Origin of the sequence: Bordetella bronchiseptica (assembly GCF_900636925.1) — a bacterium.
Classification (GTDB): Bacteria; Pseudomonadota; Gammaproteobacteria; order Burkholderiales; family Burkholderiaceae_B; genus Bordetella; species Bordetella pertussis.
This window is the reverse complement of the sequence record NZ_LR134326.1, coordinates 2811379-2836752: the sequence shown is the minus strand read 5'-3', so window position 1 is coordinate 2836752 and position 25374 is coordinate 2811379. Positions and strand designations below refer to the sequence as shown.

At 68.0% G+C, this 25374-nt stretch carries 23 protein-coding genes; 16 read left to right on the top strand and 7 right to left on the bottom strand.

Annotated elements, in window-relative coordinates; translation table 11 throughout:
* Positions 1 to 49 precede the first annotated feature (49 nt).
* The 3 genes from EL288_RS13155 (at position 50) to rlmD (ending at position 3206) form a co-directional block, all read left to right on the top strand.
* On the top strand, positions 50 to 649 hold the full coding sequence (locus tag EL288_RS13155; protein ID WP_033447505.1) for a hypothetical protein: 600 nt from the start codon (positions 50 to 52) through the stop codon (positions 647 to 649).
* Positions 650 to 937: 288 nt separating this feature from the next.
* The gene (locus EL288_RS13150) at positions 938 to 1687 is read left to right on the top strand and encodes a TorF family putative porin (RefSeq protein WP_010926716.1); all 750 of its coding nucleotides are present in this window, start codon (positions 938 to 940) and stop codon (positions 1685 to 1687) included.
* Positions 1688 to 1805: 118 nt separating this feature from the next.
* On the top strand, positions 1806 to 3206 hold the full coding sequence (rlmD, locus tag EL288_RS13145; RefSeq protein WP_010926715.1) for a 23S rRNA (uracil(1939)-C(5))-methyltransferase RlmD: 1401 nt from the start codon (positions 1806 to 1808) through the stop codon (positions 3204 to 3206).
* Positions 3207 to 3229: 23 nt separating this feature from the next.
* Here rlmD and cueR read toward each other — a convergent pair whose 3' ends face one another.
* Positions 3230 to 3628 carry a Cu(I)-responsive transcriptional regulator gene (gene cueR / locus EL288_RS13140; protein WP_003811033.1) on the bottom strand — a complete coding sequence of 133 codons (399 nt, stop codon included), beginning with the start codon at positions 3626 to 3628 and terminating at the stop codon, positions 3230 to 3232.
* A gap of 175 nt (positions 3629 to 3803) precedes the next feature.
* On the opposite strand from cueR, the gene EL288_RS13135 reads away from it, so the two are divergent.
* The 3 genes from EL288_RS13135 to EL288_RS13125 all read left to right on the top strand — a co-directional run bounded on the left by EL288_RS13135 (position 3804) and on the right by EL288_RS13125 (position 6420).
* On the top strand, positions 3804 to 4004 hold the full coding sequence (locus EL288_RS13135; protein ID WP_003811035.1) for a heavy-metal-associated domain-containing protein: 201 nt from the start codon (positions 3804 to 3806) through the stop codon (positions 4002 to 4004).
* A 138-nt stretch (positions 4005 to 4142) separates the two neighbouring features.
* Positions 4143 to 4871, top strand: coding sequence for a redoxin family protein (locus EL288_RS13130; protein WP_003811037.1), 729 nt, complete (start codon positions 4143 to 4145; stop codon positions 4869 to 4871).
* A gap of 133 nt (positions 4872 to 5004) precedes the next feature.
* Positions 5005 to 6420 (top strand): dihydrolipoyl dehydrogenase, encoded by a 1416-nt coding sequence (locus EL288_RS13125; RefSeq protein WP_003811039.1) that lies wholly within the window; start codon positions 5005 to 5007, stop codon positions 6418 to 6420.
* 3 nt (positions 6421 to 6423) lie between these two features.
* Here EL288_RS13125 and EL288_RS13120 read toward each other — a convergent pair whose 3' ends face one another.
* A complete protein-coding gene (locus tag EL288_RS13120) occupies positions 6424 to 7287 on the bottom strand; it encodes a 23S rRNA (adenine(2030)-N(6))-methyltransferase RlmJ (RefSeq protein WP_010926714.1) in 864 nt (287 codons plus the stop codon).
* Positions 7288 to 7299: 12 nt separating this feature from the next.
* Positions 7300 to 8049 carry a glycerophosphodiester phosphodiesterase gene (gene ugpQ / locus EL288_RS13115; protein WP_003811044.1) on the bottom strand — a complete coding sequence of 250 codons (750 nt, stop codon included), beginning with the start codon at positions 8047 to 8049 and terminating at the stop codon, positions 7300 to 7302.
* Between the two features lie 182 nt (positions 8050 to 8231).
* On the opposite strand from ugpQ, the gene EL288_RS13110 reads away from it, so the two are divergent.
* Positions 8232 to 10247, top strand: coding sequence for a SurA N-terminal domain-containing protein (locus EL288_RS13110; RefSeq protein WP_010926713.1), 2016 nt, complete (start codon positions 8232 to 8234; stop codon positions 10245 to 10247).
* Here the strand turns inward: EL288_RS13110 and EL288_RS13105 are convergent.
* The gene (locus EL288_RS13105; RefSeq protein WP_033447512.1) at positions 10229 to 10897 is read right to left on the bottom strand and encodes an arylesterase; all 669 of its coding nucleotides are present in this window, start codon (positions 10895 to 10897) and stop codon (positions 10229 to 10231) included. The genes EL288_RS13110 and EL288_RS13105 overlap by 19 nt on opposite strands.
* Between EL288_RS13105 and EL288_RS13100 the strand changes: the two genes are divergently transcribed.
* Entirely contained in the window at positions 10896 to 11567 is a 672-nt protein-coding gene (locus EL288_RS13100) for an ABC transporter ATP-binding protein (RefSeq protein ID WP_010928863.1), read from the top strand. The two genes, EL288_RS13105 and EL288_RS13100, sit on opposite strands and share 2 nt — an antisense overlap.
* A gap of 3 nt (positions 11568 to 11570) precedes the next feature.
* Here the strand turns inward: EL288_RS13100 and EL288_RS13095 are convergent, their stop codons facing one another.
* Positions 11571 to 12533, bottom strand: a complete 963-nt coding sequence (locus EL288_RS13095) for a DMT family transporter (protein ID WP_003811052.1) — start codon at positions 12531 to 12533, stop codon at positions 11571 to 11573.
* A gap of 103 nt (positions 12534 to 12636) precedes the next feature.
* On the opposite strand from EL288_RS13095, the gene EL288_RS13090 reads away from it, so the two are divergent.
* The 8 genes from EL288_RS13090 to bvgR all read left to right on the top strand — a co-directional run bounded on the left by EL288_RS13090 (position 12637) and on the right by bvgR (position 20960).
* Entirely contained in the window at positions 12637 to 13545 is a 909-nt protein-coding gene (locus tag EL288_RS13090; RefSeq protein WP_003811054.1) for a LysR family transcriptional regulator, read from the top strand.
* Positions 13546 to 13887: 342 nt separating this feature from the next.
* A complete protein-coding gene (locus tag EL288_RS13085) occupies positions 13888 to 14937 on the top strand; it encodes a TRAP transporter substrate-binding protein (RefSeq protein WP_010926712.1) in 1050 nt (349 codons plus the stop codon).
* 109 nt (positions 14938 to 15046) lie between these two features.
* Positions 15047 to 15667 carry a TRAP transporter small permease subunit gene (locus tag EL288_RS13080; protein WP_003811059.1) on the top strand — a complete coding sequence of 207 codons (621 nt, stop codon included), beginning with the start codon at positions 15047 to 15049 and terminating at the stop codon, positions 15665 to 15667.
* The gene (locus EL288_RS13075; protein ID WP_003811061.1) at positions 15664 to 16947 is read left to right on the top strand and encodes a TRAP transporter large permease; all 1284 of its coding nucleotides are present in this window, start codon (positions 15664 to 15666) and stop codon (positions 16945 to 16947) included. Before EL288_RS13080 ends, EL288_RS13075 begins: the two co-directional genes overlap by 4 nt.
* A 55-nt stretch (positions 16948 to 17002) precedes the next feature.
* Positions 17003 to 17689 carry a DUF2848 domain-containing protein gene (locus tag EL288_RS13070; protein ID WP_033447514.1) on the top strand — a complete coding sequence of 229 codons (687 nt, stop codon included), beginning with the start codon at positions 17003 to 17005 and terminating at the stop codon, positions 17687 to 17689.
* Between the two features lie 60 nt (positions 17690 to 17749).
* Positions 17750 to 19099 carry an amidase gene (locus tag EL288_RS13065; protein ID WP_010926711.1) on the top strand — a complete coding sequence of 450 codons (1350 nt, stop codon included), beginning with the start codon at positions 17750 to 17752 and terminating at the stop codon, positions 19097 to 19099.
* Positions 19100 to 19156: 57 nt separating this feature from the next.
* On the top strand, positions 19157 to 19951 hold the full coding sequence (locus EL288_RS13060; protein ID WP_010930607.1) for a putative hydro-lyase: 795 nt from the start codon (positions 19157 to 19159) through the stop codon (positions 19949 to 19951).
* A gap of 133 nt (positions 19952 to 20084) precedes the next feature.
* Complete coding sequence (bvgR, locus tag EL288_RS13055) at positions 20085 to 20960, top strand: virulence regulation phosphodiesterase BvgR (RefSeq protein ID WP_003811069.1); 876 nt, start codon at positions 20085 to 20087, stop codon at positions 20958 to 20960.
* Between the two features lie 46 nt (positions 20961 to 21006).
* Here the strand turns inward: bvgR and bvgS are convergent, their stop codons facing one another.
* Positions 21007 to 24723, bottom strand: coding sequence for a virulence factors two-component system sensor histidine kinase BvgS (gene bvgS / locus EL288_RS13050; RefSeq protein ID WP_126621965.1), 3717 nt, complete (start codon positions 24721 to 24723; stop codon positions 21007 to 21009).
* An 8-nt stretch (positions 24724 to 24731) separates the two neighbouring features.
* Complete coding sequence (gene bvgA, locus EL288_RS13045) at positions 24732 to 25361, bottom strand: virulence response regulator transcription factor BvgA (protein WP_010930609.1); 630 nt, start codon at positions 25359 to 25361, stop codon at positions 24732 to 24734.
* Between the last annotated feature and the right edge of the window lie 13 nt (positions 25362 to 25374).

Below are 25374 nucleotides of genomic sequence, written 5' to 3'. Positions count from 1 at the left end.
CGCGCCGCCCGCACAATGGCAGCGCGTTTCAACCTTTCAGGAGATCACCATGTCCCGACACGCTATCCGTTCCACTCTGGCAGGCCTGACCCTGGCGCTTTCGGCGGGCGTCGTGGCGGCTCCCGCCCTCGCGGCCACCCAGGAAGGCCCGGCGGCCGGCCATATGAAAGAGCAGGGCCGTCACCACCACAAGAAGATGATGCGCGACGGCGTCTGGCTGCCGGGCGTCGGCCCGCTGTCCAAGGCGCAGATCGAGTCGCTCAAGCTGGACGCCAAGCAGCAGGGGCTGGTCGACCAGGCTCGCCAGGCGCAGCGCGATGTGCACAAGAGCCGCCGCGACGCGGGCGCCACGGGCCGCGACGCGCTGAAAGCGCAACTCGACAGCGGCAAGCTGGATCCGCGCGCGCTGTTGGCCGAATCGGACAAGCGGCACGAGCAGTTCCGCGCCCAGGCTACCCAGGTACGCGACAAATGGCTGGCGGTCTGGGATAGCCTGAACGAGGTCCAGCGCGGCCAGGTCACCGAGATCGCCAAGGCCAACCAGGCACGCATGAGCGAACGCCACGCCCGCATGCAGGAGCGCATGCAGAAGCGGCACGCCGAAGGCGGCCAGTCCGCCGCGCCGGCCGGCGCCGCCACGGCGAACTGATCCACGCCGATCCGCAGGAATGACGCCCCGGGGCTGCAACGCCCCGGGGCGTTTGCGTTGGCGCGCGAGCCAGCCTGGCGCGCCATGCGCCGAAACAAGGCGGAGCAGGGCCGGGGTGCACCGCTGCGGTGCGCCGCGGCGCCGTGCGCGCGCGCCATGCCGGCGCGGGCGGGCTGGCATGGAATGTGCTTTTCATGGGGTAAGCCGTCAGGGGAGGGGACTTGCCCCGCGGCTGGGAGGACGGCTGCATGCCGCGTCCTTATTCCAATCGATCAGGAACCGCACATCATGAAAAAGCCCTTGTTCGCCTTGCCCCTGGTACTGGCCGTCTGCGCCGCCGGCGCGCGCGCCGAGCCGACCGACCTGGGGGCGGGATTTTCGCTGAGCGGCAACGCCGCCATGGTCAGCGACTACCGTTTCCGGGGTTACTCGCAGACCGATTTCCGGCCTGCCATCCAGCTGGGGTTCGACCTCACCCACACTTCCGGCCTCTACCTGGGCAACTGGAATTCGAACGTCTCCGACTTCGTCTTCACCGACGGCAATCTCGAAATGGACTTCTATGGCGGCTGGAAGGGCGAGGCGGGCGGCGGCGTCGGCCTGGACGTGGGCGTGCTGCACTACTACTACCCGGGCTCCAGCTCGCCCAAGGGCGGCAACTACAACAACACCGACCTGTACCTGGGCGTGAGCTATGCGAACTACTCGCTGAAGTACTCGTACACGCCCGGCGATTTCTTCAGCACGCCCGATACCAAGGGCACCTGGTACCTGGACGGCACGGCGACGTTCGACCTGGGCGATGGCTGGGGGCTGGTCGGCCACCTGGGCTACCAGAAGCTGAAAAAGGCGCAGGACATGGACGGCGACGCGCTGGGCCACTACGTGGACTACAAGCTGGGCGTGACCAAGGACCTGAGCGGCTGGGTGCTGGGCCTGGCCGCAGTGGGCGCGACCCGCGACAATTGGCTGCCTACCAAGAACGGGCATCCCTCGGGCAGGCTGGGAGCGGTGTTTTCGGTGGCGCGGACCTTCTGAGGCGCTGCCGGGGACGTCCCGTCCGGTGGGGGACGGGGCGTCCGCTCGGACAGCCGTTTCCGGCATGGCCCGAGCTCTTTTACAATGCCGGCCTGCCTGTGTATCTGGACTGTGCGAGATGGTCGACGTTTTGAATATTGAGTCCCTGGACCTCGAGGCCCGGGGGATAGCCCACCGTGACGGCAAAGTGCTGTTCGTGGAAGGCGCCTTGCCCGGCGAGCGGGTCACGGTGCAGACGGTGCGCCGCAAGCCGTCCTACGAGATTGCCAAGGTCGAGGAGATCCTGCGCCCGTCCTCGCAGCGCGTGGCGCCGCGCTGCCCGCATTTCGGCGTTTGCGGCGGCTGTGCCATGCAGCACCTGGCGCCCGCGGCCCAGGTCGCCATCAAGCAGCGCGCGCTCGAAGACACTTTCTGGCACGTGGGCAAGCTCAAGCCGGCGCGCATCCTGCCGCCGCTCTATGGCCCGACCTGGGGCTACCGCTATCGCGCCCGCCTGTCGGTGCGCGTCGTGCCCAAGAAGGGCGGGGTGCTGGTGGGCTTTCATGAACGCAAGAGCAGCTACGTGGCCGACATGCGCGAATGCCATGTGCTGCCGCCGGCGGTCAGCCGCCTGCTGCTGCCCCTGCGCGCCATGATAGCGGCCATGTCGGCGCCGGACCGCATGCCCCAGATCGAGGTCGCGCTGGGCGATGAGGCGATCGTGCTGGTGTTGCGCCACCTGTTGCCGCTGACCGACGGCGATATCGCCGTGCTGCGCGCGTTTGCCGCCGAGCACGGGGTGCAGTGGTGGCTGCAGTCCAAGGGCCCGGATACCGTGCATCCGCTGGAGCGCGAGCATGCCGACGCGCTGGCCTATACCCTGCCGGAGTTCGGGCTGCGCATGCCTTACCGGCCGACGGATTTCACCCAGGTCAACCACGCCATCAACCGCGCCATGGTGTCGCGCGCCCTGAAGCTGCTGGATGTGCAGCCGCAGGACCGCGTGGCGGACCTGTTCTGCGGCCTGGGCAATTTCACGTTGCCGCTGGCCACCCAGGGGCGCGAGGCGGTGGGGGTGGAGGGCAGCAAGGCGCTGACCGACCGCGCGCACGAGGCGGCGGCGCGTCATGGGCTGGGCGAGCGCACCCGTTTCGCCACGCTCAACCTGTTCGAGGTCGATGTGCAATGGCTGCGCGGGCTGGGCTACTTCGACCGCATGCTGATCGACCCGCCGCGGGAAGGCGCGCAGGCTGTCGCGCAGGCGCTGTCGCTGCTGGCCCCCGGCGAGCGGCCGCGCCGCATCGTGTACGTCTCCTGTAATCCGGGCACCCTGGCGCGCGACGCCGCCATCATGGTGCACGAAGGCGGCTATGCGCTGCGCAGCGCTGGCGTCATCAACATGTTCCCGCATACCGGCCATGTCGAATCGATCGCAGTGTTCGAGTCGCTCGACGAGGCGACGGTGCTGCAAGCGCAGGCACAGGCGCGGCAGAAGGCGCGCGAGGAGGCCGAGCGCCTTGCCGAGGCGGCCGCTGCCTGAGGCGGCCGGCCGGGCGGCGGCGTTCAGCGCTGCCCGGTGTTGCTCAGTTCTTCGATGATCGGGCAGTCGGGCCGGGTGTCGCCATGGCAATGGTGCGCCAGGTGCTTCAGCGTGTCGGCCATCTGGCGCAATTCGTCCGCCTTGCGCTCCAGTGTGGCGACATGCTCGAGCGCAATGCGCTTGACGTCGGCGCTGGCGCGGCTGCGGTCGCGCCACAGCGCCAGCAGTTCGTTCATCTGTTCGACCGAGAAACCGAGATCGCGGGCGCGCCGCACGAAACGCAGCGTATGCAGTTCCGCATCGCCATAGACGCGATAGCCGGATTCGGTGCGCGCGGCAGGGCCGATCAGTCCGATGCTTTCGTAGTAGCGGATCATCTTGGCCGAAATGCCCGAGGCCTGGGCGGCGTCTCCGATATTCATGGGCAGTGTCCCTGGCCCGCCGACGGCGGGCCGGTTGCGCGCCTTCCGGCATGGAAGGCGTCGCTTCCATTCTACGCTTGACCTTCACATCATGGGAAGGTTTAAGCTCTCTCCAACGTTCGAAAACCGGACGCTGTCCGCCGGCGCAAGGCCGGCCCTCATCCAGGAGAAAACCATGACTATCGCCTTTCACGTTCCCGACATGACCTGCGGCCACTGCGTCAAGAGCATCACGCAGGCGGTGCAGCAGGCCGTGCCCCAGGCGCTGGTCCAGATCGACCTGGCGGCGCGCCGCGTGACGGTGGAAGGCGCGGCAGCGGCCGAGCCGGTTGCCCAGGCGATCCGCGCCGCCGGCTATGCCGTGCAAGCAGCTTAATCAATATTGAGTAGTCGATTGTTTATGGCTATCAATTAATTAGATTTATTAAATTTGATTAATTGATAGTCAACGGTTATCATCTCTTCATGGTGGTTGTTCCACAGAATGTCGCAAAGCTAATCCAAGGAGATATGAATGCTGCAGAATCGCGAAGGTCAACGTGTACCGAGCGTGACGTTTCCCGTCCGTGAAAACAATGCCTGGAAGCAGGTGACGACCGACGACGTCTTCAAGAACAAGACCGTCGTGGTGTTCTCGCTGCCCGGCGCCTTCACGCCGACCTGCTCGTCCACGCACCTGCCGCGCTACAACGAGCTGGCTCCCGCCTTCTTCGCCGCCGGCGTCGACAGCATTGTCTGCGTTTCCGTCAACGACACCTTCGTCATGAACGAGTGGGCGAAAGACCAGGAATCCGCCAATGTGACGCTGTTGCCCGACGGCAACGGCGAGTTCACCGATGGCATGGGCATGCTGGTCGACAAGAAGGACCTGGGCTTCGGCAAGCGCAGCTGGCGCTATGCCATGCTGGTCAAGGATGGCGTGGTCGAGAAGATGTTCATTGAGCCCGAGAAGGAAGGCGATCCGTTCGAGGTCTCGGATGCCGATACGATGCTCGCCTACGTCGCGCCCCAGGCCAGGAAGCCCGACCAGGTCGTGGTGTTCTCGAAGCCGGGCTGCCCGTTCTGCGTCGACGCCAAGGCCCTGCTCAAGGGCAAGGGCTTCGATCCGATCGAGATCCCGCTCGACAACAAGGTGCGCGGCCGTGTGATCGGCGCCGTCTCGGGTGGCGATACCGCGCCCCAGGTGTTCATCAACGGCAAGCTGATCGGCGGTTTCGACGCCCTCAAGGCCTACCTGGCCTGATGCCTGGCCGGCGGCGCTGCCGCCGCCGGCTTTTCCCTCCCTTCGTGCCGACGCTGGCCGCTTCGCGGCGGCCAGCGCGTCTGCCTGTCCGCGCGCCGCCTGGGCGGCGCGCCCGCACTCATGAGGATAATCGATGAAAACCTTGCACACTGACGTGGCCATCATAGGCGCCGGCACGGCCGGCCTGGCGGCCTATCGCGCCGCGCGCGCCGCCGGCAAGCGCGCCTTGCTGATCGAAGGCGGCCAGTACGGCACGACTTGCGCGCGCGTGGGTTGCATGCCGTCCAAGCTGTTGATCGCGGCCGCCGAGGCGGCCCATGCGGCGGCGCACGGCGGGCCCTTCGGCGTGCATATCGATGGCGCGGTGCGGATCGACGGAGCGCAGGTCATGGCGCGCGTCAAGAGCGAGCGCGACCGCTTCGTCGGCTTCGTGCTCGAGGGCGTGGAGAACATCCCGGCCGAGGACAAGCTGCGCGGCATGGCGCGCTTTGTCGAAGACACGGTGCTGCGCGTGGATGGGCACACCGAGGTGCGCGCCGGCAGCGTGGTCATCGCCAGCGGCTCGCGGCCCGCGGTGCCCCCGCCGTTCCTGGCGCTGGGCGACCGCCTGGTGGTCAACGACGACGTCTTTGCCTGGGACACGCTGCCGGCGCGCGTCGCGGTGTTCGGGCCCGGCGTGATCGGGCTGGAACTGGGCCAGGCGCTGGCGCGCCTGGGCGTGCAGGTGCGCGTTTTCGGCGTGAGCGGCAGCCTGGGCGGCATCACCGACCCGCGCGTGCGCCAGAGCGCCCGCAAGGCCTTCCAGCAGGAGTTCTACCTGGATCCGGACGCGCGCGTGCTGGAAACCAAGCGCGTCGGCGACGAGGTCGAAGTGCGCTACGTGGCGCTGGACAATACCGAGCGCACCGAGCGCTTCGACTACGCCCTGGTCGCGACCGGCCGGCGACCCAATGTCGATGGCCTCGATCTGCACAACACCAGCCTGGCGCTCGATGCGCGCGGCGTGCCGCATTTCGACCGCCATACCATGCAGGCGGGCCAGGCGCCGGTGTTCATCGCCGGCGACGCCAACGCCGACGCGCCGCTGCTGCATGAAGCGGCCGACGAAGGGCGCATCGCCGGCGAGAACGCCGCGCGCTATCCGGACGTCGCGCCGGGCCTGCGCCGGGCGGCGCTGGGCGTGGTGTTCTCCGATCCGCAGATCGCGCTGGTGGGCACGCCGTTCGCGCGGCTGGAAAGCGGCACCTTCGTGGCCGGCGAAGTCGATTTCGGCGACCAGGGCCGTTCGCGCGTCATGCTGCGCAATCGCGGCATGCTGCGCGTCTATGCCGACATCGAGTCGGGGCGTTTCGTGGGCGCGGAAATGGTCGGTCCCAGCGCCGAGCACATCGGCCACCTGCTGGCCTGGGCGGCGCAACAGTCGCTGACGGTGGCGCAGATGCTGGAAATGCCGTTCTACCACCCCGTGGTGGAAGAGGGGTTGCGCACCGCCTTGCGCGACGCCGCGGCGCGCCTGGCGCAGGCCCGCCCGCAGCGCCTGGCGGCCTGAGCCTCAGGGGTTCTCGCGGTACTGCAGCGTGAAACCGGCCCGGTCGTCCTGGGCCAGTTCGCGCGCCAGCAGCGGCATGGCCGGCTTGAGCGCGTCGTGCAGCGTCCAGGGCGGGTTGACCAGGAACATGCCGCTGCCGTGCAGCCCGAAGCCGTCGGCGGCGGGTTTGCGTACGGTCAGCGTGGCGTGCAGCCAGCTCTTGACCGGCAGCCGCTCCAGCTGGCGCGCCATCTCCGATGCCTCGCGGCGCTGCACCAGCGGGTACCAGACGACAAAGGTGCCGGTGGCAAAGCGCTTGACGCCTTCACGCACGGCAGTCAGCGTGCGCCGGTAGTCCTGCTTGTCCTCGTAGGAAGGATCGATGAGCACCAGGCCGCGGCGCGTCGGCGGCGGCAGCAGCGCCTTGACGCCCTCGAAGCCATCCGCGGCGAAGACCGTGGTCTGGCGCAGGGCGGTGCGCTCGTTGCGCCGTTCCAGGTTCCTGACCAGCACGTCCGACTCGCTCGGGTGCATCTCGAACAGGCGCAGGCGGTCGCGTTCGCGCAGCACGTCCAGGGTCAGCCAGGGCGAGCCCGGGTAATGGCGCAGGACGCCGTCCGTGTTGTAGTCGCGGATGCGGGCGACATAGTCGGCCAGCAGCGCAGGCAGGCCGGAGAGCTCCCACAGGCGCGCCACGCCGTCGGCATGCTCGGCGTTCTTGCTGGCCCAGTCGCTGCCGAGCGCGTACAGGCCGGCGCCGGCGTGCGTGTCCACCACCCAATAGGGCGCTTCCTTGCGATTCATGTAGTCCAGCACGTGGACCAGAATGGCGTGCTTGAGGACGTCGGCGTGGTTGCCGGCGTGAAAGGCGTGTCGGTAACTGAACAAGGCGGCTCCGCGTCAGACGGCGGGCCGGATGGTGGCCAGCTCGTCGGTGAAAATGGCGTCCATGCCCCAATCCAGCAGCAGCCGGGCGCGGGCCGGGTCGTTGACGGTCCAGGCGGCGATGCGGTAGCCGGCCTGGTGCACGGCGTCGACCAACTCGCGGCTGGCGTCGCGCTGGTTGATGTTCAGCGCGATGCAATCGTATTTGCGCAGCCGTTCGAGCCAGTCGGCCGGCACGCGTTCCACCAGCAGCGCGCGGGGCAGCTGCGGGGCGGCGCCGCGGGCCGCGTGCAGCGCGGGCTCGGCAAACGAGGACAGCAGCGGGGCGGGCTGGGCATCCTGCCACAGCGCGGCGGCCGCGCGCGCCACGGCCGCGCCGGTCTCGGCCTCGCGGCCCGGGCAGGGTTTGATCTCGACATTGCAGGCGATGCCGTTGGCCAGCGCATAGCGCGCCACCGCCGAAAAAGTGGGGACGGGCTCACCCGCGTACTGCGGCGCATACCAGCTGCCGGCGTCCAGCTGGGCCAGCTCGGCGTACGTCTTGGACGCCGCCGGGCCGTGGCCATTGCTGGTGCGGTCCACGTCGTCATCGTGCAGCAACACCTCGACATTGTCGCGGCTGAGCTTGACGTCGAATTCGAACATGGTGAACCCATGGGCCGCGCCGACGCGCATGGCGGCCAGGGTGTTTTCGGGCGCCAGGCGGCCGCCGCCGCGGTGCGCGATATAGGGAGAATAGGGCCAGGCGGGAAGGGGTGCGGTCATGATGCTCGGTTTCGGGAAATGGGGCTGCGCACAGCCGCGCTCAAGCCTGCAAGCATACCCCGAACGCCGCCTTCTTCCGTGCACGGCGGGGGTGGTTCGCCGGCCTGTTGGTGGTAAACTCCGGCGGCTGATCCGGTACAGTTTCCGGCACGGAGTAAGGCGAATCGGGTTCGCCTTTTTTTATGCGTTTTCTTGCGGCTTGGCGCGGCGAAGGTTCGCGCAAGCGCGGCAACAGGGGTTCCATGTTTGAAATAATTCGCACCCATCGACGCTGGATGCAACTCATCCTGCTGCTATTGATCGTGCCGTCGTTCATGCTGGTCGGCGTCCAAGGTTACGACAGTTTCATCAATCGTGAGCCCGAACTGGCCACCGTGGCCGGGCAGCCCGTCACCCGCTCCGAGTTCGACCAGGCCCACCGCAACCAGCTCGAGCAGCTGCGCCAGCGGCTGGGCTCGCAGTTCGACCCGGCCATGATCGATACCCCGGCGATGCGCGAGCAGTTGCTCAACCAGCTGATCGACCAGCGCCTGCTGGCCGTGGTCGCCGCCGACAATGGCTTCTCGGTGTCGGACGGCACGCTGCGCAACACGATCGCCGCCATCCCGCAGGTCCAGGACAACGGCCGCTTCTCGCCCGAGCGCTACCGCCAGGTGCTGGCCGCGCAAGGCATGTCCCCGACCTCGTTCGAAGCCGGGCTGCGGCGCGACCTGGCGGTGGCGCGCGTGCTCGATCCGATCAGCCAGTCGGCCAGCGTGCCGGCCGAAGTGGCCAGGTCGGTCGAAGCCGCCCTGACGCAGCGGCGCACGGTGCAGCTGCGCCAGTTCGCCGCCTCCGACTTCCGCGCCAAGGTCACCGTGTCCCCGCAGGACATCCAGGCCTGGTACGACGCCAACCAGGAGCAGTTGCGCGTGCCCGAGCAGGTCCAGGCCCAGTACCTGGTGCTCGACGAGGCGGCCGCGACCGAAGGCGTGCAGGTCAAGGACGAGGACATCGCCAGCTATTACGAGCAGAACAAGTCGCGCTTCGGCCAGCCCGAGCGGCGGCGCGTCAGCCACATCATGATTTCCATCCCGCCCGGCGCCTCGGAGGAGGCGCGCAAGGCCGCCGCGGCCAAGGCGCAGGAAATCGCTGCCCAGGCGGCCGCCGATCCGGCCGGGTTCGCCGAGCTGGCGCGCAAGAACTCGCAGGACACGGGTTCGGCCGCGCAGGGCGGCGACCTGGGCTGGGCGCCCCTGCCGGCGCCGCTGCAGCAGGCCGCGCAGGCCCTCGCCAAGGACCAGGTCTCGGGCGTGGTAGACACCCCCACCGCCTTCCACATCCTCAAGGTCACCGACTTCCAGCCGGGCTCGGTCAAGCCCCTGGCCGAGGTCAAGGACGAGGTCGTGAGCGAGATCCGCAAGCAATTGGCCTCGGCCCGCTTCGCCGACATGGCCACGGACATGACCAGGCTGGTCTATGACCAGCGCGACAGCCTGCAGCCCACCGCCGACAAGCTGGGCCTGAAGCTGCGTACCGCCGGCGGCATCACCCGCACCGGCCTGCTGCCGGCCGAGCAGGCCGGCGCCGGTTCCGCCGCCGGTGGCGACGATGCGCAACTGCTGGACAACCCGCGCGTGCGCCAGGTGCTGTTCTCGCCCGATGTGCTGCGCGAGAAACTCAATTCCGGCGTGATCGAGCTGACGCCCGATACCATGCTGGCCGTACGCGTGGCGGCGGTCGAGCCCTCGCACATTCCGCCGCTGGAGCAGGTCCGCGCCAGCATCGAAGACCGCCTGCTCGGAGAGCGCGCCGCCCAGGCTGCGCGCCAGGCCGGCGAGGCCGCGCTCAAGAGCGTGCAGGCCGACGCTTCGGCAACGCCGGAGGGGTTCGCGCCGGCCATCGTGGTCTCGCGCCAGGATGCGCAGAACCTGCCGCGCCGCGTGCTCGACGCCGTCATGCGCCAGGCGCCGTCGCCGCTGCCCGCCTACACCGGGGTGGAACTGGGCGCCGACTACGTCGTGGCGCGCATCGAGAAGGTCGAGGCGGGCCAGAGCACCGAGCAGGACCTCGACCTGCTCAAGACGCAGCTCTCGGGGGCCTGGGGCCAGGCCGAGGACGCGGCGGTGCTCAGGCAGCTGCGCGACCAGTACAAGGTGCAGATCCTGCCGGAGGCCGCCGAAGCCATCAAGGGCGACGCTCAGTCGGCCGCGGGCTGAGCCAGCATCGGCTCGAGCACGGGCCAGACATTGTCAAGCAGCGCCGGCTGGGCGTCCTCGTTGGGATGGATGCCGTCGGCCTGGAACATGGCCCGGTTGGTGGCGATTCCTTCCATGAGGAACGGCACCAGCCGGGCTTTTTCCTGTTCGGCCACGGCTGGAAAGACCTGCGCGAAGCGCTGTGTGTAGTCGCGGCCGTAGTTCGGCGGGATCTGCATGCCGACCACCAGCACCGATGCGCCGGCCTGGCGCGACGCCTGCGCCATGGCGCGCAGATTGCGCTCGGTCATGTCCAGCGCCAGGCCGCGCAGGGCATCGTTGGACCCCAGTTCCAGCACGACGACGGCCGGCGCGTGCTGGCGCAGCAGCGCCGGCAGGCGCGCCAGCCCGCCGCTGGTCGTATCGCCGCTGATGCTGGCATTGACGACGCGGTAGTTGGGGTATTGTTGCGAAACCCGCTGGGCCAGCATCGGCACCCAGCCGGACCCGCGCCGCAGGCCATATTCGGCCGACAGGCTGTCGCCGACCACCAGGACGGCGTGCGGTGCGGAACCTGTGGGCGCGGCCGCGGTCTGAGCCTGGGCCGGCAAGGTGGCGGCGAGCGCGATGGCGGCAAGGCAAGGTGCGAGCAAACGGAAAACAATGCGCATGGATAACGGCAACTCGATTGAAGTGAAAGGGCTGGGCAAGCGTGTGGCCGACGCCGGCGGTGAACTGTCGATCCTCGATGGCATCGATTTTACGGTCCGGGCCGGCAGCGCCGTGGCCATCACCGGCAGTTCCGGCTCGGGCAAGTCCACCTTGCTCGGACTGCTGGCGGGCCTGGACGTTCCCTCGTCAGGCAGCGTGCACCTGGCCGGCCAGGATCTTTTCGCCCTCGACGAGGATGGCCGGGCGCGCCTGCGCGCCAGCCATGTGGGCTTCGTATTCCAGTCTTTCCAGCTGCTGCCCAACCTCACGGCGCTGGAAAACGTCATGCTGCCGCTGGAGCTGGCCGGCCAGCCGGCGCGCGAGGCGGCGCAGGCGATGCTGCGGCGGGTAGGCCTGGGCGAGCGGCTGCACCACTACCCGCGTACGTTGTCCGGGGGCGAGCAGCAGCGGGTGTCGCTGGCGCGCGCCTTCGTGGTCCAGCCCGATCTGCTGTTCGCCGACGAGCCCACCGGCAGCCTCGATGCGGCCACCGGCGAAACCGTCATCGACCTGATGTTCGATCTGCACCGCGAGCACGGCACGACGCTGGTGCTGGTCACCCACGACCCCGAACTGGCCGCGCGCTGCGGCCGGCAACTGGTGCTGGCCGCGGGCCGCCTGCAGGACTGAGCCTCAGGTGGCCGCGGGCGCCAGGCGGCGCCCGCGGCGCCATTCCAGCACGCCGATGACGCTGCCGCTGGCGCAGATGATGGCGATGCCCAGCCAGGTGATCGCGTCGGGGAAATGCCCCCAGAAGAGCCAGCCTATGGTGGTTGCGCTGACGATCTGCAGGTACACGAAGGGGGCCAGCGTGGAAGCGGCCGCATTGCGGTAGGCGCCGATCTGCAGCAGGTGGCCCAGCGCCCCGGACACGCCGGTCGACAGCAGCAGCAGCCAGTTCCCCAGGCTCAGTTCGCGCAGCACCGGCATGGCCGGCGGCAGGATGAAGGGCAGGGCCGCGGTCAGGCACAGCGCGCCGACCGCGCCGCTCCAGATGAGCGAGGTATAGGGATCGTCGCCGGCCACCTTGCGGGTGGCGATGTACTGCGCGGCAAAGCAGCAGGCCGTCAGCAGGCCGAACATCACGCCCAGCGGATGCAGGCCGCCGTCGGGCCGGATGACGATCAGTACGCCCAGGAACGCCACGCCGGCCGCCACCCAGCGCGACAGGCGCGGCGGCTCTTTGAGCACCCAGGGCGCGATCGACAGCACGATCAGCGGCGCCAGGAAATTGATGGCGGTGGCCTCGGCCTGCGGCAGGTAGCTCAGGGTCGTGAAAAAAAGCAGGGTGGCGCAGAACATGGCCGCCCCGCGCACGATCTGTTCGCGCGGACGGGTGGCGCGCAGGATGCGCAGGCCGCGGGCGGGCAGCACCAGCGTCAGCACCAGCACCAGGTGCACCAGGTAGCGCACCCAGCACAGCACCAGCAGCGGCACGCCGGCGGCCATGACCCACTTGCCGCTCGCGTCCAGCCCCGACAGCGTCCACATGGACAGGATCAACAGCGCCACCCCGATCAGCGGGCGCGCGGTGAAGGGCGTCGGGGTGGTCGAGGCCGGCGGGCGCGCGGCCAGGCCGGACTGGCGCCGGTGCATGGTGGTCTCCTGTTTCGATCGCGGTTGCGCGGCGGCCGCCGCCGGTGGGCGGCCAATCCGGCACGGCGGTCATGATACGCTCATCCGGCTATAGGAACGGCACATGATAGACCTCAAACACATCGAGACCTTCTTCTGGGTGTCCACGCTGGGCAGTTTCCGCGCCGCGGCCGAGAAACTGAACACCACGCAGCCTGCGATTTCGCAGCGCATCGCCTCGCTGGAAGCCGACCTCGGTGTGCGCCTGTTCGAGCGCGACGCCCGCGGGGTCTCGCTGACCGGCAAGGGTCAGGAGCTGCTTTCGCATGCCGAGCGCATGCTGCAGATGCGCCACGACCTGATGCAGGCCGCGCGCGAGCAGAATGTCATGAGCGGCACGGTGCGCATCGGCGTGGCCGAAACCATCGTCCAGACCTGGCTGCCGGCGCTGATCGAACATGTGCACGCCGCCTATCCGGCCCTGGTGCTGCAGATCGAGGTCGACACCACGCATGTGCTGCGCGGGCAACTGATGGCGCGCCAGATCGACGTCGCCTTCCTGATGGGCCCCATCCTGGAGGCGCGCATGGAAAACATTCCCTTGTGCGCCTATCCGCTGGCCTGGGTGGCCAGCCCCTTGCTGGAGCTCGGCCCCGAGCCGCTGACGCTCGAGCGCATCGGCACCTTGCCCGTCATTACCTATCCGTCCAGCAGCGAGCCGTACCGCCAGGTGCGCGACATGCTCACGCGCGCCGGCGTGGCGGCGCCGCGCATGTACGGCAGCGCATCGCTGGCCATGGTGGTGCGCATGACCAAGGATGGCATCGGCACCAGCGTGATCGCGCCGGTGTTCCTCGACGAGGAACTGGCCCGCGGCGAGCTGCGCCTGCTCAACGTGCAGGCCGACCCGCTGCCCGACCTGAGTTTCACCGCCAGCTGGGTGCAGGGACCGGACAGCCACGCCGCGCGCGCCATCGCGCTGCTGGCGCAGCGCACCGCGGCCGAGCACGGCGGCGCCATCGGCGCCGGCTAGCCCCAAGGGCCTGCGTTCGCCGCTTCGGGCGCCGCAAGCGCCTAGGGGATTTCCCTGACGAAACGCCTGCTCCCGGCTGCGGGCGCGGCGTCGGCGCGTCCATGGCGCGGCTGGCCCGTCACCCCGCAAGCCACGTGGATACTGGCTTTGCGCGACACGCCCGGGCGCGGCGCCGCGAGGGTTAAGAAAAATTTATACCCCCTCATCCCAACTAACGATTGGACGCTGCCGTTGGCGTGCAGTGCAATGGCGCCGATTGACAAGGCCGATGGCATACGCGCGCCGCCAGGGTAACGGGGCCCCGGCGCGTATCCGATATCCCGCCTGCAAGGAGAGTTGCCCATGAAGAAGCCTTTTGTTTTCGCCGCCGCCTTCGCCGTGGCCGCGTTGACCGGCGCCGTGCACGCGCAGGACCTGCCCAAGACCAAGGTCAAGGTGGTCGGCGGGCTGAGCAACCTGACTGCCTACAACGATTACGAAAAGCCGTTCTGGACCAAGACCGTGCCCGAACTGTCCAAGGGGCAGGTCACCGCCGACATCAAGGGTTTCAACGAGATGGGCCTGAAGGGGCCCGAGATCCTGCGCCTCATGTCGCAGGGCGTGATCGAGTTCGGCACCGCGACGCTGGCCTATTTCGCCTCCGACAACCCCATCAACGAAGCGATCGACCTGGCCGGCCTGGCGCCCGACGTCAAGACGGCGCGCCAGGTGACCGACGCGTTCGAGCCGGTGTATGCCAAGCTGTACGGCGAAGGCGCCAACGTCAAGCTGCTGGGCATCTCCACCTATCCGGCGCAGGTGCTGTTCTGCAATGCCGAGATCACGGGCCTGGCCGACATCAAGGGCAAGAAGGTGCGCACCAGCAGCCGCACCACCGCCGAGTTTGTCGAGGCGCTGGGCGGCTCCAGTGTCACCATGGCGTTCGGCGAAGTCGTTCCGGCCCTGCAGAACAAGGTAGTCGATTGCGCCATCACCGGCTCGCTGTCCGGCTACTCGGCCAAGTGGTACGAAGTGTCGACGCACCTGTATGCCTTGCCGATCAACTGGAACCAGCAGATCCACGCCGTCAACCAGAAGGCGTGGGACAAGCTGGACCCCAAGGTGCGCACGTTCCTGCAGGACAACATCAAGAACCTGGTCGACCAGATCTGGGATGCCGCCGCGCGCCAGACGCAGGAAGGCTATGACTGCAACACCGGCGCGGCCGCGTGCCCGTATCCGGTCAAGGGCAAGATGGTGCTGGTGCAGCCTACCGACGCCGACCGGGCGTTGCTGAAGAAAGTGACCGAAGAGGCGGTGCTGCCCAAGTGGGCCGCCCGGTGCTCGGCGCAGTGCGTCAGCGACTTCAACGCCACCATCGGCAAGACGCTGGGTCTGGTCGCCAAGAAGTAAGTCCGGACGCGGGCCGGCCGGCCCGCCCCAATGCTGCAACGCGCGCCGCGGCCCGGTCGCGGCGCGCCTGGTTTTTCGCCACCGCGGGCATGCCCGCAGAGGTTCATTCATGACCCGATCCGAACATTTTCGCGCCCTGGGTGGGCTGCTGCGGCGCGCCGAGTCGCTGTCGCGCCTGGCCGTATGGGTCGGCGGCGCGCTGACCATCGCCAGCGTGCTGCTGATTTCCTTCGACGTGCTGGCGCGCAAATTCTTTGGTTTTACTACCGGAGGCGCCGACGAGCTGTCGAGCTACGCCTTCGCGATCAGCACCTCGTGGGCGCTGGCCTTCGCCACCTTGCAGCGCGCCAACGTGCGCGTCGACGTCGTCTATCAATACCTGCCCGTACGCGTATCGGCCGTGCTCGACTGGATCGCCCTGGTCGCGTTGGGCGTCTTCATGGTTTTCATGACGTATTACGCCTATGAGGTCGTGCAGACCTCCTGGGCGCAGAAATCGGCCGCCAACACGCCGTTGGCCACGCCGCTGTGGATTCCGCAAGGCCTGTGGGCGCTGGGGCTGGCGTGGATGTGCGTGACAGTGGCATTGATGCTGGTGCGTGCCTCGGCCGCGTTGGTCACTGGCGACCTCGACCTGGTCAAGGAAATCTGCGGCGTGCGCTCGGCGCAGGAAGAAGCCGAAGAGGAAGCCGCCGCCGGCGAACGCATGGTCAAGGGAGCCTCCGCATGATCGCCACCGCCCTGATCCTGCTGCTGGTCCTGATCGGCATTTCCATTCCGGTGGGCGCCGCGCTAGGCGTGCTGGGCCTGATCCTCGATCCGCTTTACTCGATGCTGCCGCTGACGCGCGCCATCGGCGAGGTGACCTGGAGCGCCAACAACGAATTCCTGCTGGTCGCCATCCCGCTGTTCATCATGCTGGGCGAGGTGCTGCTGCGCGCCGGTTTTGCCGAACGCATGTATGCCGCCATGAGCCTGTGGCTGTCCTGGCTGCCGGGCGGGCTGATGCACGCCAACATCGGCGCCTCCACGCTGTTCTCCGCCACATCCGGCTCCAGCGTGGCCACCGCCGCCACGGTGGGCACGGTAGCGATCCCGCAGATCAAGAAGTACGGCTATAACGAGCCGCTGTTCCTGGGCAGCCTGGCCGCCGGCGGCACGCTGGGCATCCTCATCCCGCCGTCCATCAACCTGGTGATCTACGGCGTGCTGACCAACTCGTCGGTACCCAAGCTGTACCTGGCCGGCATCATCCCCGGGTTCGCCATGGCGGCCTTGTTCATGATGACGGTCGTGGTGGCCTGCGTCGCCAAGCCGTCATGGGGCGGACACCGCATCCAGGCCTCCTGGGCCCAGCGCATCGCCAGCCTGGTGCACCTCGGGCCGCCCATGGCGATCTTCTTCCTGGTGGTCGGGTCGATCTACGCCGGCCTGGCCACGCCGACCGAAGCTGCCGCGCTCGGCGTGCTGGGCGCGCTGATCCTGGCAGCCTGGTTCCGCCGCCTGACCTGGACCATGCTGCGCGAGGCGATCGAAGGCACCATGCGCTCGACCGCCATGATCATGCTGATCGTGCTGGCGGCCAGCTTCCTGAACTTCGTCATGTCGGCCACCGGCCTGACCGATGCGCTGGTGCAGTCCATCACGGGGCTGGGGCTGTCGCCGGGCTGGATGCTGCTGATCGTGGTGATTTTCTATCTGGTGCTGGGCTGCTTCATGGAAACGCTGTCCATGATGATCACCACGATCCCGATCGTGGCGCCCATCATGATCGCGCTGGGCTATGACCCGATCTGGCTGGGCATCCTGATCATCGTGCTGGTCGAGGCCGCCCTCATCACGCCGCCCGTCGGCCTGAACCTGTTCGTGGTGCAAAGCCTGCGCAAGAGCGGTTCGATGACGGCCGTCATCAACGGCGCGCTGCCATTCGTGCTGGCCATGTTCGTCATGCTGGCGCTGCTGGCCTTCTTCCCCGACCTGGCGCTGTGGCTGCCGCGCGTGTTCGGGTAATCGTCCAGGGACAGGCGCGGCCATGGCGGCCGCGCGTTTTACTGCAAGGTATCAAATGAAAATCGCATTCCAAGTCCAGGCCGATGGCGCCACCCGCACTGTCGAGACCGAAATCCGCAACCTGGTCGTGGCCGGGTGGGCCGGACGCGACCGCGCCGCCATCGAACACCACATCGAGGAACTCGCGGAACTGGGCGTACCGCGCCCGAGCAGCGTGCCGCTGTATTACCGCATCGCCGAGAACCAGTTGAGCCAGGCCGGCCGCGTGCAGGCCGTCGGCCCCGATTCGTCGGGCGAGGCCGAAACCTTCGTCTTCAGCGTCGGCGGCGAACTGTACGTCAGCCTGGCCTCCGACCATACGGACCGCAAGCTGGAGGCCCATAGCGTCGCCCTGTCCAAGCAGGTCTGCGTCAAGCCGGTGGCCAGCGACGCATGGCGCCATGCCGACGTGGCCGAGTACTGGGACGAACTGGTGCTGCGCTCGTATATCGTCGAGAACGGCGCCGAGGTGCTGTACCAGGAGGGGACGCTGGCCTCGCTGCGTACGCCGCAGGACCTGATCGCCGGCTACACGCAGGGCCAGGCATCGCTGCCCGAGGGCACGGGCATGACCTGCGGCACGGTGGCCGCCATCGGCGGCATCCGCGCCTCGACCACGTTCATCATGGAGCTGCACGACCCGCGCCGCCAGCGCACCCTGCGGCACCGCTATGATGTGGAAGTATTGCCGGAAATCGCCTGAGCGGCCGGCGGGCCTTTCCTCAACCCCCAACCGCCGCGGCGCGGCACACGGATTGTTCCCATGCTACCGACGTTGACACAACAAAGCCTGGCCTTGCAGGAAGGCCGCGACACTTCCAGCGGGCTGACGCAAGCCGCCCTGGCGCGCGCCGCCGATCCGGCCGGGGAGGGCGCGCGCGTCTTTACGCGCGTGTACGCCGAGCAGGCCCGCGCCGAGGCCCGCGCGGCCGATGCGCTGCGCGCCGCCGGCGTCACGCGCTCGGCCATCGACGGCCTGCCCATCTCGATCAAGGACCTGTTCGACGTCGCGGGCGAAACCACCATGGCCGGTTCGGTCGCGCGCCAGGACGAGCCCGCCGCGGTCCGCGACGCGGTGGTGGTGCGCCGCCTGCGCGCCGCCGGCGCGGTCATCGTCGGACGCACCAACATGACCGAGTTCGCCTATTCGGGCCTGGGCCTGAACCCGCACTACGGCACGCCCCGCAACCCCTGGGACCGCGCCACCGGGCGCATTCCCGGCGGCTCCTCTTCCGGCGCGGCCGTCTCGGTGACCGACGGCATGGCCAGCGGGGCCATCGGTTCGGACACCGGCGGATCGGTGCGCATTCCGGCCGCGCTGTGCGGCCTCGCCGGTTTCAAGCCCAGCGCGCAGCGTGTGTCCATGCAGGGCGTGTTGCCGCTGTCGGCCAACCTCGATTCGATTGGCCCGCTGGCGCCCTCGGTGCGGTGCTGCGCCACGCTCGACGCCATCCTGGCCGGCGGCGACGACGCGGACATACCAGTGCCGGCCGCGCTGCTCGGCCTGCGCCTGGCAGTACCGACTACGCTCGCGCTCGACGGCCTGGATGCGCATGTGTCGGCCACTTTTGCCGCGACGCTGGCGAAACTGGCCGAGGCGGGAGCGTGTATCGACGAAATCGCCGTGCCCGAGTTCGCGCAACTGGCCGACATCAACAGCAAGGGCGGCTTTACCGCGGCCGAGGCCTGGGCCTGGCACCGCGACTTGATCGAACGCGCCGCCGATCGCTACGACCCGCGCGTCGTGGCGCGTATCCGCCGCGGCGCCGACATGTCCGCGGCCGACTACATCGATCTGCTGGCGGCCCGGCAAGCCTGGCGGGCCCGGGTCGAGGCGCGCATCGCCGGCTACGATGCCCTGGTCCTGCCGACCGTGCCGGTCGTCGCGCCCGCCATCGCCGACCTGGAAGCCTCCGATGCCTTGTTCGGCTCCACCAACCTGCTGATCCTGCGCAATCCCACGCTGATCAACTTCCTCGACGGCAGCGCGCTCAGCCTGCCTTGCCACGAGGCAGGCACCGCCCCGGTCGGGCTGATGGTCGCCGCGGCCAATGGCTCGGACCGGCGCGTGCTCGCCATCGGCATGGCCATCGAAGACCTGCTGGGCGGGTAACCATCCGGCGGGCCGGCGGTGCGCCGGCCCGTCCCTTACCATCGAGTTGCTGCCATCATGACGATTCTTTCCCTGGCCGGCGCGGGCCATCAGGCGCGCCTGGACGCGCGCGGCGGGATGCTGACCGGGCCCACGGCCAACCTCGCGCCCGGCCATGTACAGGCCAACCTGGCCATCCTGCCGCAGGCCGTGGCGGGCGACTTCCTGCGCTTCTGCCAGCGCAATCCCAAGCCATGCCCCTTGCTGGCGGTCTCCGAACCCGGCGACCCGTCCTTGCCCGAGCTCGGCCTCGATATCGACATCCGTACCGATGTGCCGCGCTACCGCGTCTGGCGCGACGGCAAGCTGGTGGACGAGCCGCTCGACGTGCGCGGCCTGTGGCGCGACGATCTGGTGGCCTTCCTCATCGGCTGCTCCTTCTCGTTCGAGGAGGCCATGCTCGAGAATGGCCTGCCGGTCCGCCACATCGAGCAGGGCTGCAACGTGCCCATGTACCGTACCAACATCGCCACGCATCCAGCCGGCCCGTTCTCGGGGCCGCTGGTGGTTTCGATGCGGCCGCTGAAGGCGGCGGACGCAATCCGCGCCATCCAGGTCACGTCGCGCTTTCCGTCCGTGCATGGCGCGCCCGTCCATCTGGGCGACCCCGCATTGATCGGCATCGCCGACCTCGGCCGCCCGGACTACGGCGACGCGGTCGAAATCCGCGCCGGCGAGATACCGGTTTTCTGGGCCTGCGGCGTTACCCCGCAATCGGTTGTCGCGGCCGTGCGTCCGGAATTCTGCATCACCCATGCGCCCGGCCACATGCTGGTCACCGATCTGCTCAACAGCCGGCTGGCCGCCTTCTGAGAGATGGGCGAACGCGCCCACGCAGTACGATTGGGAAAAGTACGGCGGACATGTGAGTTGTGTCCTATGGCTTGGATGGCATCGGTCCATTCCAATATGACGTTGTTCATTTCGCCAACGTCAGTACTGCTCCATGATCCACTGGACCAACAGCGCTCGCAGCAGCTTCGAGGCTTCCCTCAGTCCGTCCCGGCGCACCCTGCGCGCCCGGCTGGCGCCCGTCGAAGGGCCCACCGTCGCAGAACTGCGCGCCGCGCTCAAGCGCGATGAATTCATTCCCGCATTCCAGCCCGTGGTCGATGCCGGCACGGGCAGCCTGTTCGGCGTGGCCACGACGATACAGTGGGCGCACCGGCATTGGGGGCTGGTGCCCGAGCACTGCTACATGGCCGCCTTGGTGCGCGACAACCTGCATATCGCGCTGGCGCAACAGCTGCTGGCGCAGGTTTTCGACCTGGCCGCGGCCATGCGCCGCGGCAACCGCCATGTGGGGCTGTTCATCCAGCCAGAGCCCATATGCCTCATGAGCCGCAGCTACAGCGACGACGTCCTGCGCAATCTGGACCACCGCGGCCTGCCCCCGTTTGCGCTGACGCTGGCCGTTTCGCCCAGCCTGCTTCAGTCGCCCTATGGCCAGCAAAGCCTGCATAGCCTGCGGCGGCTGCACCGGGCCGGATGCAATCTGGTGCTTACCGTCAGTACGTTCGATGCCGAGTCGCCGCCGCACCTGGACGCGCTGGAAATCTGCGGCATCGCCCTGATGCCAGAACTCATGTATGCCCTGCGCCAAGGCGGCAGGGCCGGCGAGGCGTGCCGTGCCATCGCACAGCAGGCTTCGGCGCAGCGGATTCCCGTCATGGCCACCGGCGTGGTCGACGAGGCCATGGCCCAGGCCGCCGATCTGCTGCCATGCCGGTATCTGCTGGGCGACCATGTGGCCCCGCCCATGACGGGCCAGCGCTTCCTGTATTGGTACTACCGCCGCGAGATGCCGCCCAATTATCCGTAAGGTCCGCGCAAGCAGGGATGCCTGTTCGGGCGGGTGCGTCGTGGCTTCAGGGCTGGCCTTGATGCGGCCGTTGCTCCAGCCAGGCGCGTAGTTGCGTCTCCAGCGCGGCGGACTGCGCCGCAAGCGTACGTACCATGCCGTCGATTTCGGGCGAGGGGCCAGCCTGGCCTTGCGCTTTTTTCTCCAGCGCCAGCGCAGTGTCTATCATGGCCTTGGCATCGACCACGCGCGCGCCGCCGGCCAGCCTGTGCGCCATGTCCGAGACCTTCGGCCAATCGGCCTGCTGGTGCAGCTTCTGCAATTGATCGACGTCCGCCCGGTTGGTGCGAATCACTTCTTCGAGCAATTGCCGGATCAGCGCCTCATCGTTCTGCGTCAGGGCAAGAATCGACTCGGCCGAGAACGCCGCCGGGGTGGCGTCGTGCGTGGCCGGCGCGGCAGCCTGGGGCGAGGGGGGCGTGGGGAGCGCGGCCCGTGCCGCGGCTTCGTTCAAGCGTTGCCGCAAGGCGTCCACGCCGATCGGCTTGAACAGGCAGTCGTCCATGCCGGCGGCGCGGCAGCGCTGCGCTTCGTCCATCTGCGCCGAAGCCGTGAAGCCGAACAGAATGCACCGCGTACGTCCGTAACCGGGCGCGGCCTCGGCGGCGCGTATGCGGCGCGCCAATTCGTAGCCGTTGATACCGGGCATGTTGCAATCGGTGATCACGACGTCGAACGCATGCTCGTGCCACAGGGCCAGGGCGGCTTCGCCGGAGTCGGCGGCGACGACACGCTGGCCCAGGTAGTCCAGCTGCTGGCGCAGCAGCATCAGGTTGGGCTTGTGGTCATCGACGACCAGCACGCGCAGCGATACCTGCGGCTTGGATGGCGTGGCCTGAGCGGCCGCAGCGGGCGGCGTGGCCTGCGCGGATTTTTCGACCATGGTCAGCCTCAGGTCCACCGAAACCGTTGTGCCCACCCCTGGCGCGCTGCGCATGACCAGCGTTCCCCCCATCAATTCGACGAGGCGGCGGCTGATGGACAGGCCCAGGCCAGTGCCCGGCGCCGGCCCGGCCTCGGCGCTGCCGCCCACCTGCGAGAACGGTTTGAACAGCTGCCGTTGGTCGGCCTCGCTGATGCCGCAGCCGGTGTCGCTCACGCTGAACTGCACGTGCGCGGCCTCGCCGTCGGGGCGCGCGGTCACGGTAAGGACAACCTGGCCTTCGGTGGTGAACTTGATGGCGTTGCCCACCAGGTTCGAGAGCACTTGCTTCATGCGCAAGGGGTCTATCAATACATCGTCCACGCCCACGATGTCGGTCTTCAATACCAGCTCTATGCCTTTCTGGCGCGCCAACCCGTCGAAGACGCGGATCGCCCCTTCGGGTAGGGCGCGCAGCGCCGTGCGCACCGGCGCCAGGTCGAATTTTCCCGCCTCGATCTTCGCAATGTCCAGGATGTCGCCTATCAGCTCCAGCAGGCTGCGGGCCGAGTCGTACGCGACCTGGATGGACTGGCGGTCCGGCTCCTGGTCGGCCGGACGGAGCAGCGCCAGCTCCAGCATGCCGATGATCGCGTTCATCGGCGTGCGGATCTCGTGGCTCATCGTTGCCAGGAACGTGGTCTTGGCCCGGTTGGCGGCGTCGGCGCTTTCCTTGGCGTCGTGCAGCTCGCGCAGCAGCTCGGCGCGTTCGGTAATGTCGATCCAGCCGCCGATGATGCCCTTGAGTTCGCCCAGCGAGTCGCCGTACGGAACCGTCCACTGGTAGACATGGCGGGTGCGGCCGTGCAGCGTGACATCGCGGTCCTCGAAGCGCGGCTCGCGCTCGGCGGACATGCGCGTGAGCAGGAACTCGTGCATCTCGCGAGCCAGCGCCGGGTCGCCCACCACGTTGGCCTCCGGGATGGTCTTGCCCAGTACCGCATCGGCAGTCACGCCAAAGGTGTCGAGGTAGGCGTCATTGCACAACAGCATGCGGCCTTCCTTATCGCGCACATAGATGGGGTTGGGCGTGCCGTCGATGAGCACGCGCATGAATTCCAGCTGGTCGTTCAGCGCCCGCTCGGCCCGCTTGCGCTGGCGGATCTGGCGCCGCAGGTAGACGATCCAGCTCAGGAACAGCAGGGCCGACAACAGGCCCAGCCCGATCAGCAGGTAGATCTCGTTGCGGTAGGCGTACCAGGTGCGCGGATCGCCGTCGCTGCCGCGCCAGCGGCTGACGATGGAGGCGAGTTCGTCGTTCGAAATGCTGTAGAGCGCCTTGTTCAGGATGGATATCAGCTCGGTCTGGCCGCGCGCCGTCGCCAGCGCGATCTCGGCCGGCGGCAGGTCCAGCGCCGAGGCAATGCGCAGTTTTCCGGCGAAGTAGCGGTTGACGTAGTAGCTGGCGCTGATCTGCGTCTGCACGACGGCGTCGGCCTGGCCATCGGCCACCAGCAGCATGGCTTCGGTCGGGTTGTCGGCGGTCACGACCTTCGCCTGGGGATAGCGCTGCTGCAGGAGCGGGATGGCGGCGCTGTTGCGCACCATCGCAATCGTGCGGCCGTCGAGGTGATCGGCGTCGGCGGGCGCGGCGGGGTCCTGGCGCGTGACGATCACCATGCCATTGCGCACATACGGCCGGCTGAAGCTGAGGACGGATTCCCGCGCGGCATTGACGAACAGGGCGCCGGCCATGTCGGCTTCGCCCGAGCGCAGCTTGGCGATCAGCTCCTCGACCGTGTCGACGCCGATGATCTGGAAATCCAGGCCGGTGCGCAACTGCAGCAGTTGCAGCACGGCGGCACTGATGCCGCCGAACTGTTCATCGGTGCGAAACAGGGTGAAGGGCGCGAACAGGTTCAGGACCGCCACCTTGACGACCGGATGGTTTGCCATCCACTGCTGCTCGCGCGCTGAATAGGCGGGGCGCGCGAAATCGAGCGAAATGCTGCTGCCCAGGCCCCAGCGGTAGATCAGGCTGCGGCGCTCGGAGGCCGGAATGGCTTCGAGCACGGCATTGACCACCCGCAGCAGGCGGGTATTGTCGGCGCGCACGCCGAAGGATTCCCCGCCCGTCACGATCTGGGCCGGGGCGACGACGCGAACGTCGTTGAAGTAGCTTTGCGAAACGAGGTGCGAGGTGGTCAGCGCATCGCCGATGAACACGTCGGCTTGTCCATAGGCCACCGCGGCCAGCGCCTGTTCGGACGATGGGAAGTAATGCAGCGTTGCCTGGGGATAGGCCTGCTGCAGCGTTTCCCTGGGCAAGTAGTTGGCGTCAACCGCCAACCGCTGGCCTGCCAGGTCCGCGGGCGGAGCGCGGCGCGCGCCGATGGGCATGACCAGCACCGGGTGGTCGGCCGCGTAGGGAACACTCAGGCGCAGGCTCTGCAGCCGGCCCTCGATGCCATTGACGGTGCCGATGAGGTCGATCTGTCCGCTTTCCAGTGCGCCGACGGCTTGCTCGCGCGTGGGGTAGCGCAGCACTTTTGCCTGGACGCCCAGGTTGTGCGCGATGATCGCCATGTAGTCGGCCGTCAGGCCTTCGTAGCGCTCGTCATAGGTGACGTCGAACGGGGGAATGTCCGGCGCGTACACGCCCAGCGTCAGCACCCGCTTGCGCGCCAGCCAGCGCCAGTCGTCGCCGTCGAGCGTGATCTCGACGTCGGGAACGGCAGCCTTGCCGACCAGGGTCAGCTCCTGGCTTGCCTGCGCGGGCGCCCATGCCAGCAAAGCCCATGCCAATAGCGCCTGAGCCAGGCAGATCAGACTGCGGGGGTACAGGCGGTGCGGGGCGGGCATGCGCGGCGCTAGGCGAGATTGTTGCGTTTGGCGAGGTCTATCAGTTCCACCAGCGACGTGGCGTTCAGCTTCTGCAGCAGGCGCGTCTTGTAGGTGCTGACGGTCTTGTTGCTGAGGAACATGCTGTCGGCGATGTCCTTGTTGGACATGCCTTGCGCCAGCAGTTGCAGGACGGTCAGTTCGCGGTTGGACAACACGCTGATGAGCGTACTGTCGCTCTTGGCGTTGTCGCCCATGCGCATCTCGCTGAGCGTGGTGCTGGGGAAGTAGGTGTAGCCGGCCATCACCGCCTTGGCGGCATTGATGACCTCGTGCAGGTTCTCGTGTTTGCACACGAAGCCTGCGGCGCCGGAGTTCAGGCAGCGGCGGGCGAACAGCGAAGGCGGCTGGCCGGTCAGCACCAGAACGCGTAGCGGCAACCCCAGCGATTGCAGCCGGGCGATGACTTCCAGCCCGTCCAGCTTGGGAATGCCGATGTCGAGTACGACGAGGTTGGGAATTTTCTCGCGGGCGATCTTGAGTCCGTCGATACCGTTATCGGTTTCGCCGATGACTTCGAATCCTTCCTTTTCCATCAGGACCCGGACGGCGAATCTCAGTACAGGGTGATCGTCAATGATGAGGACTTTGTTGTACATGATAAGAAGAATA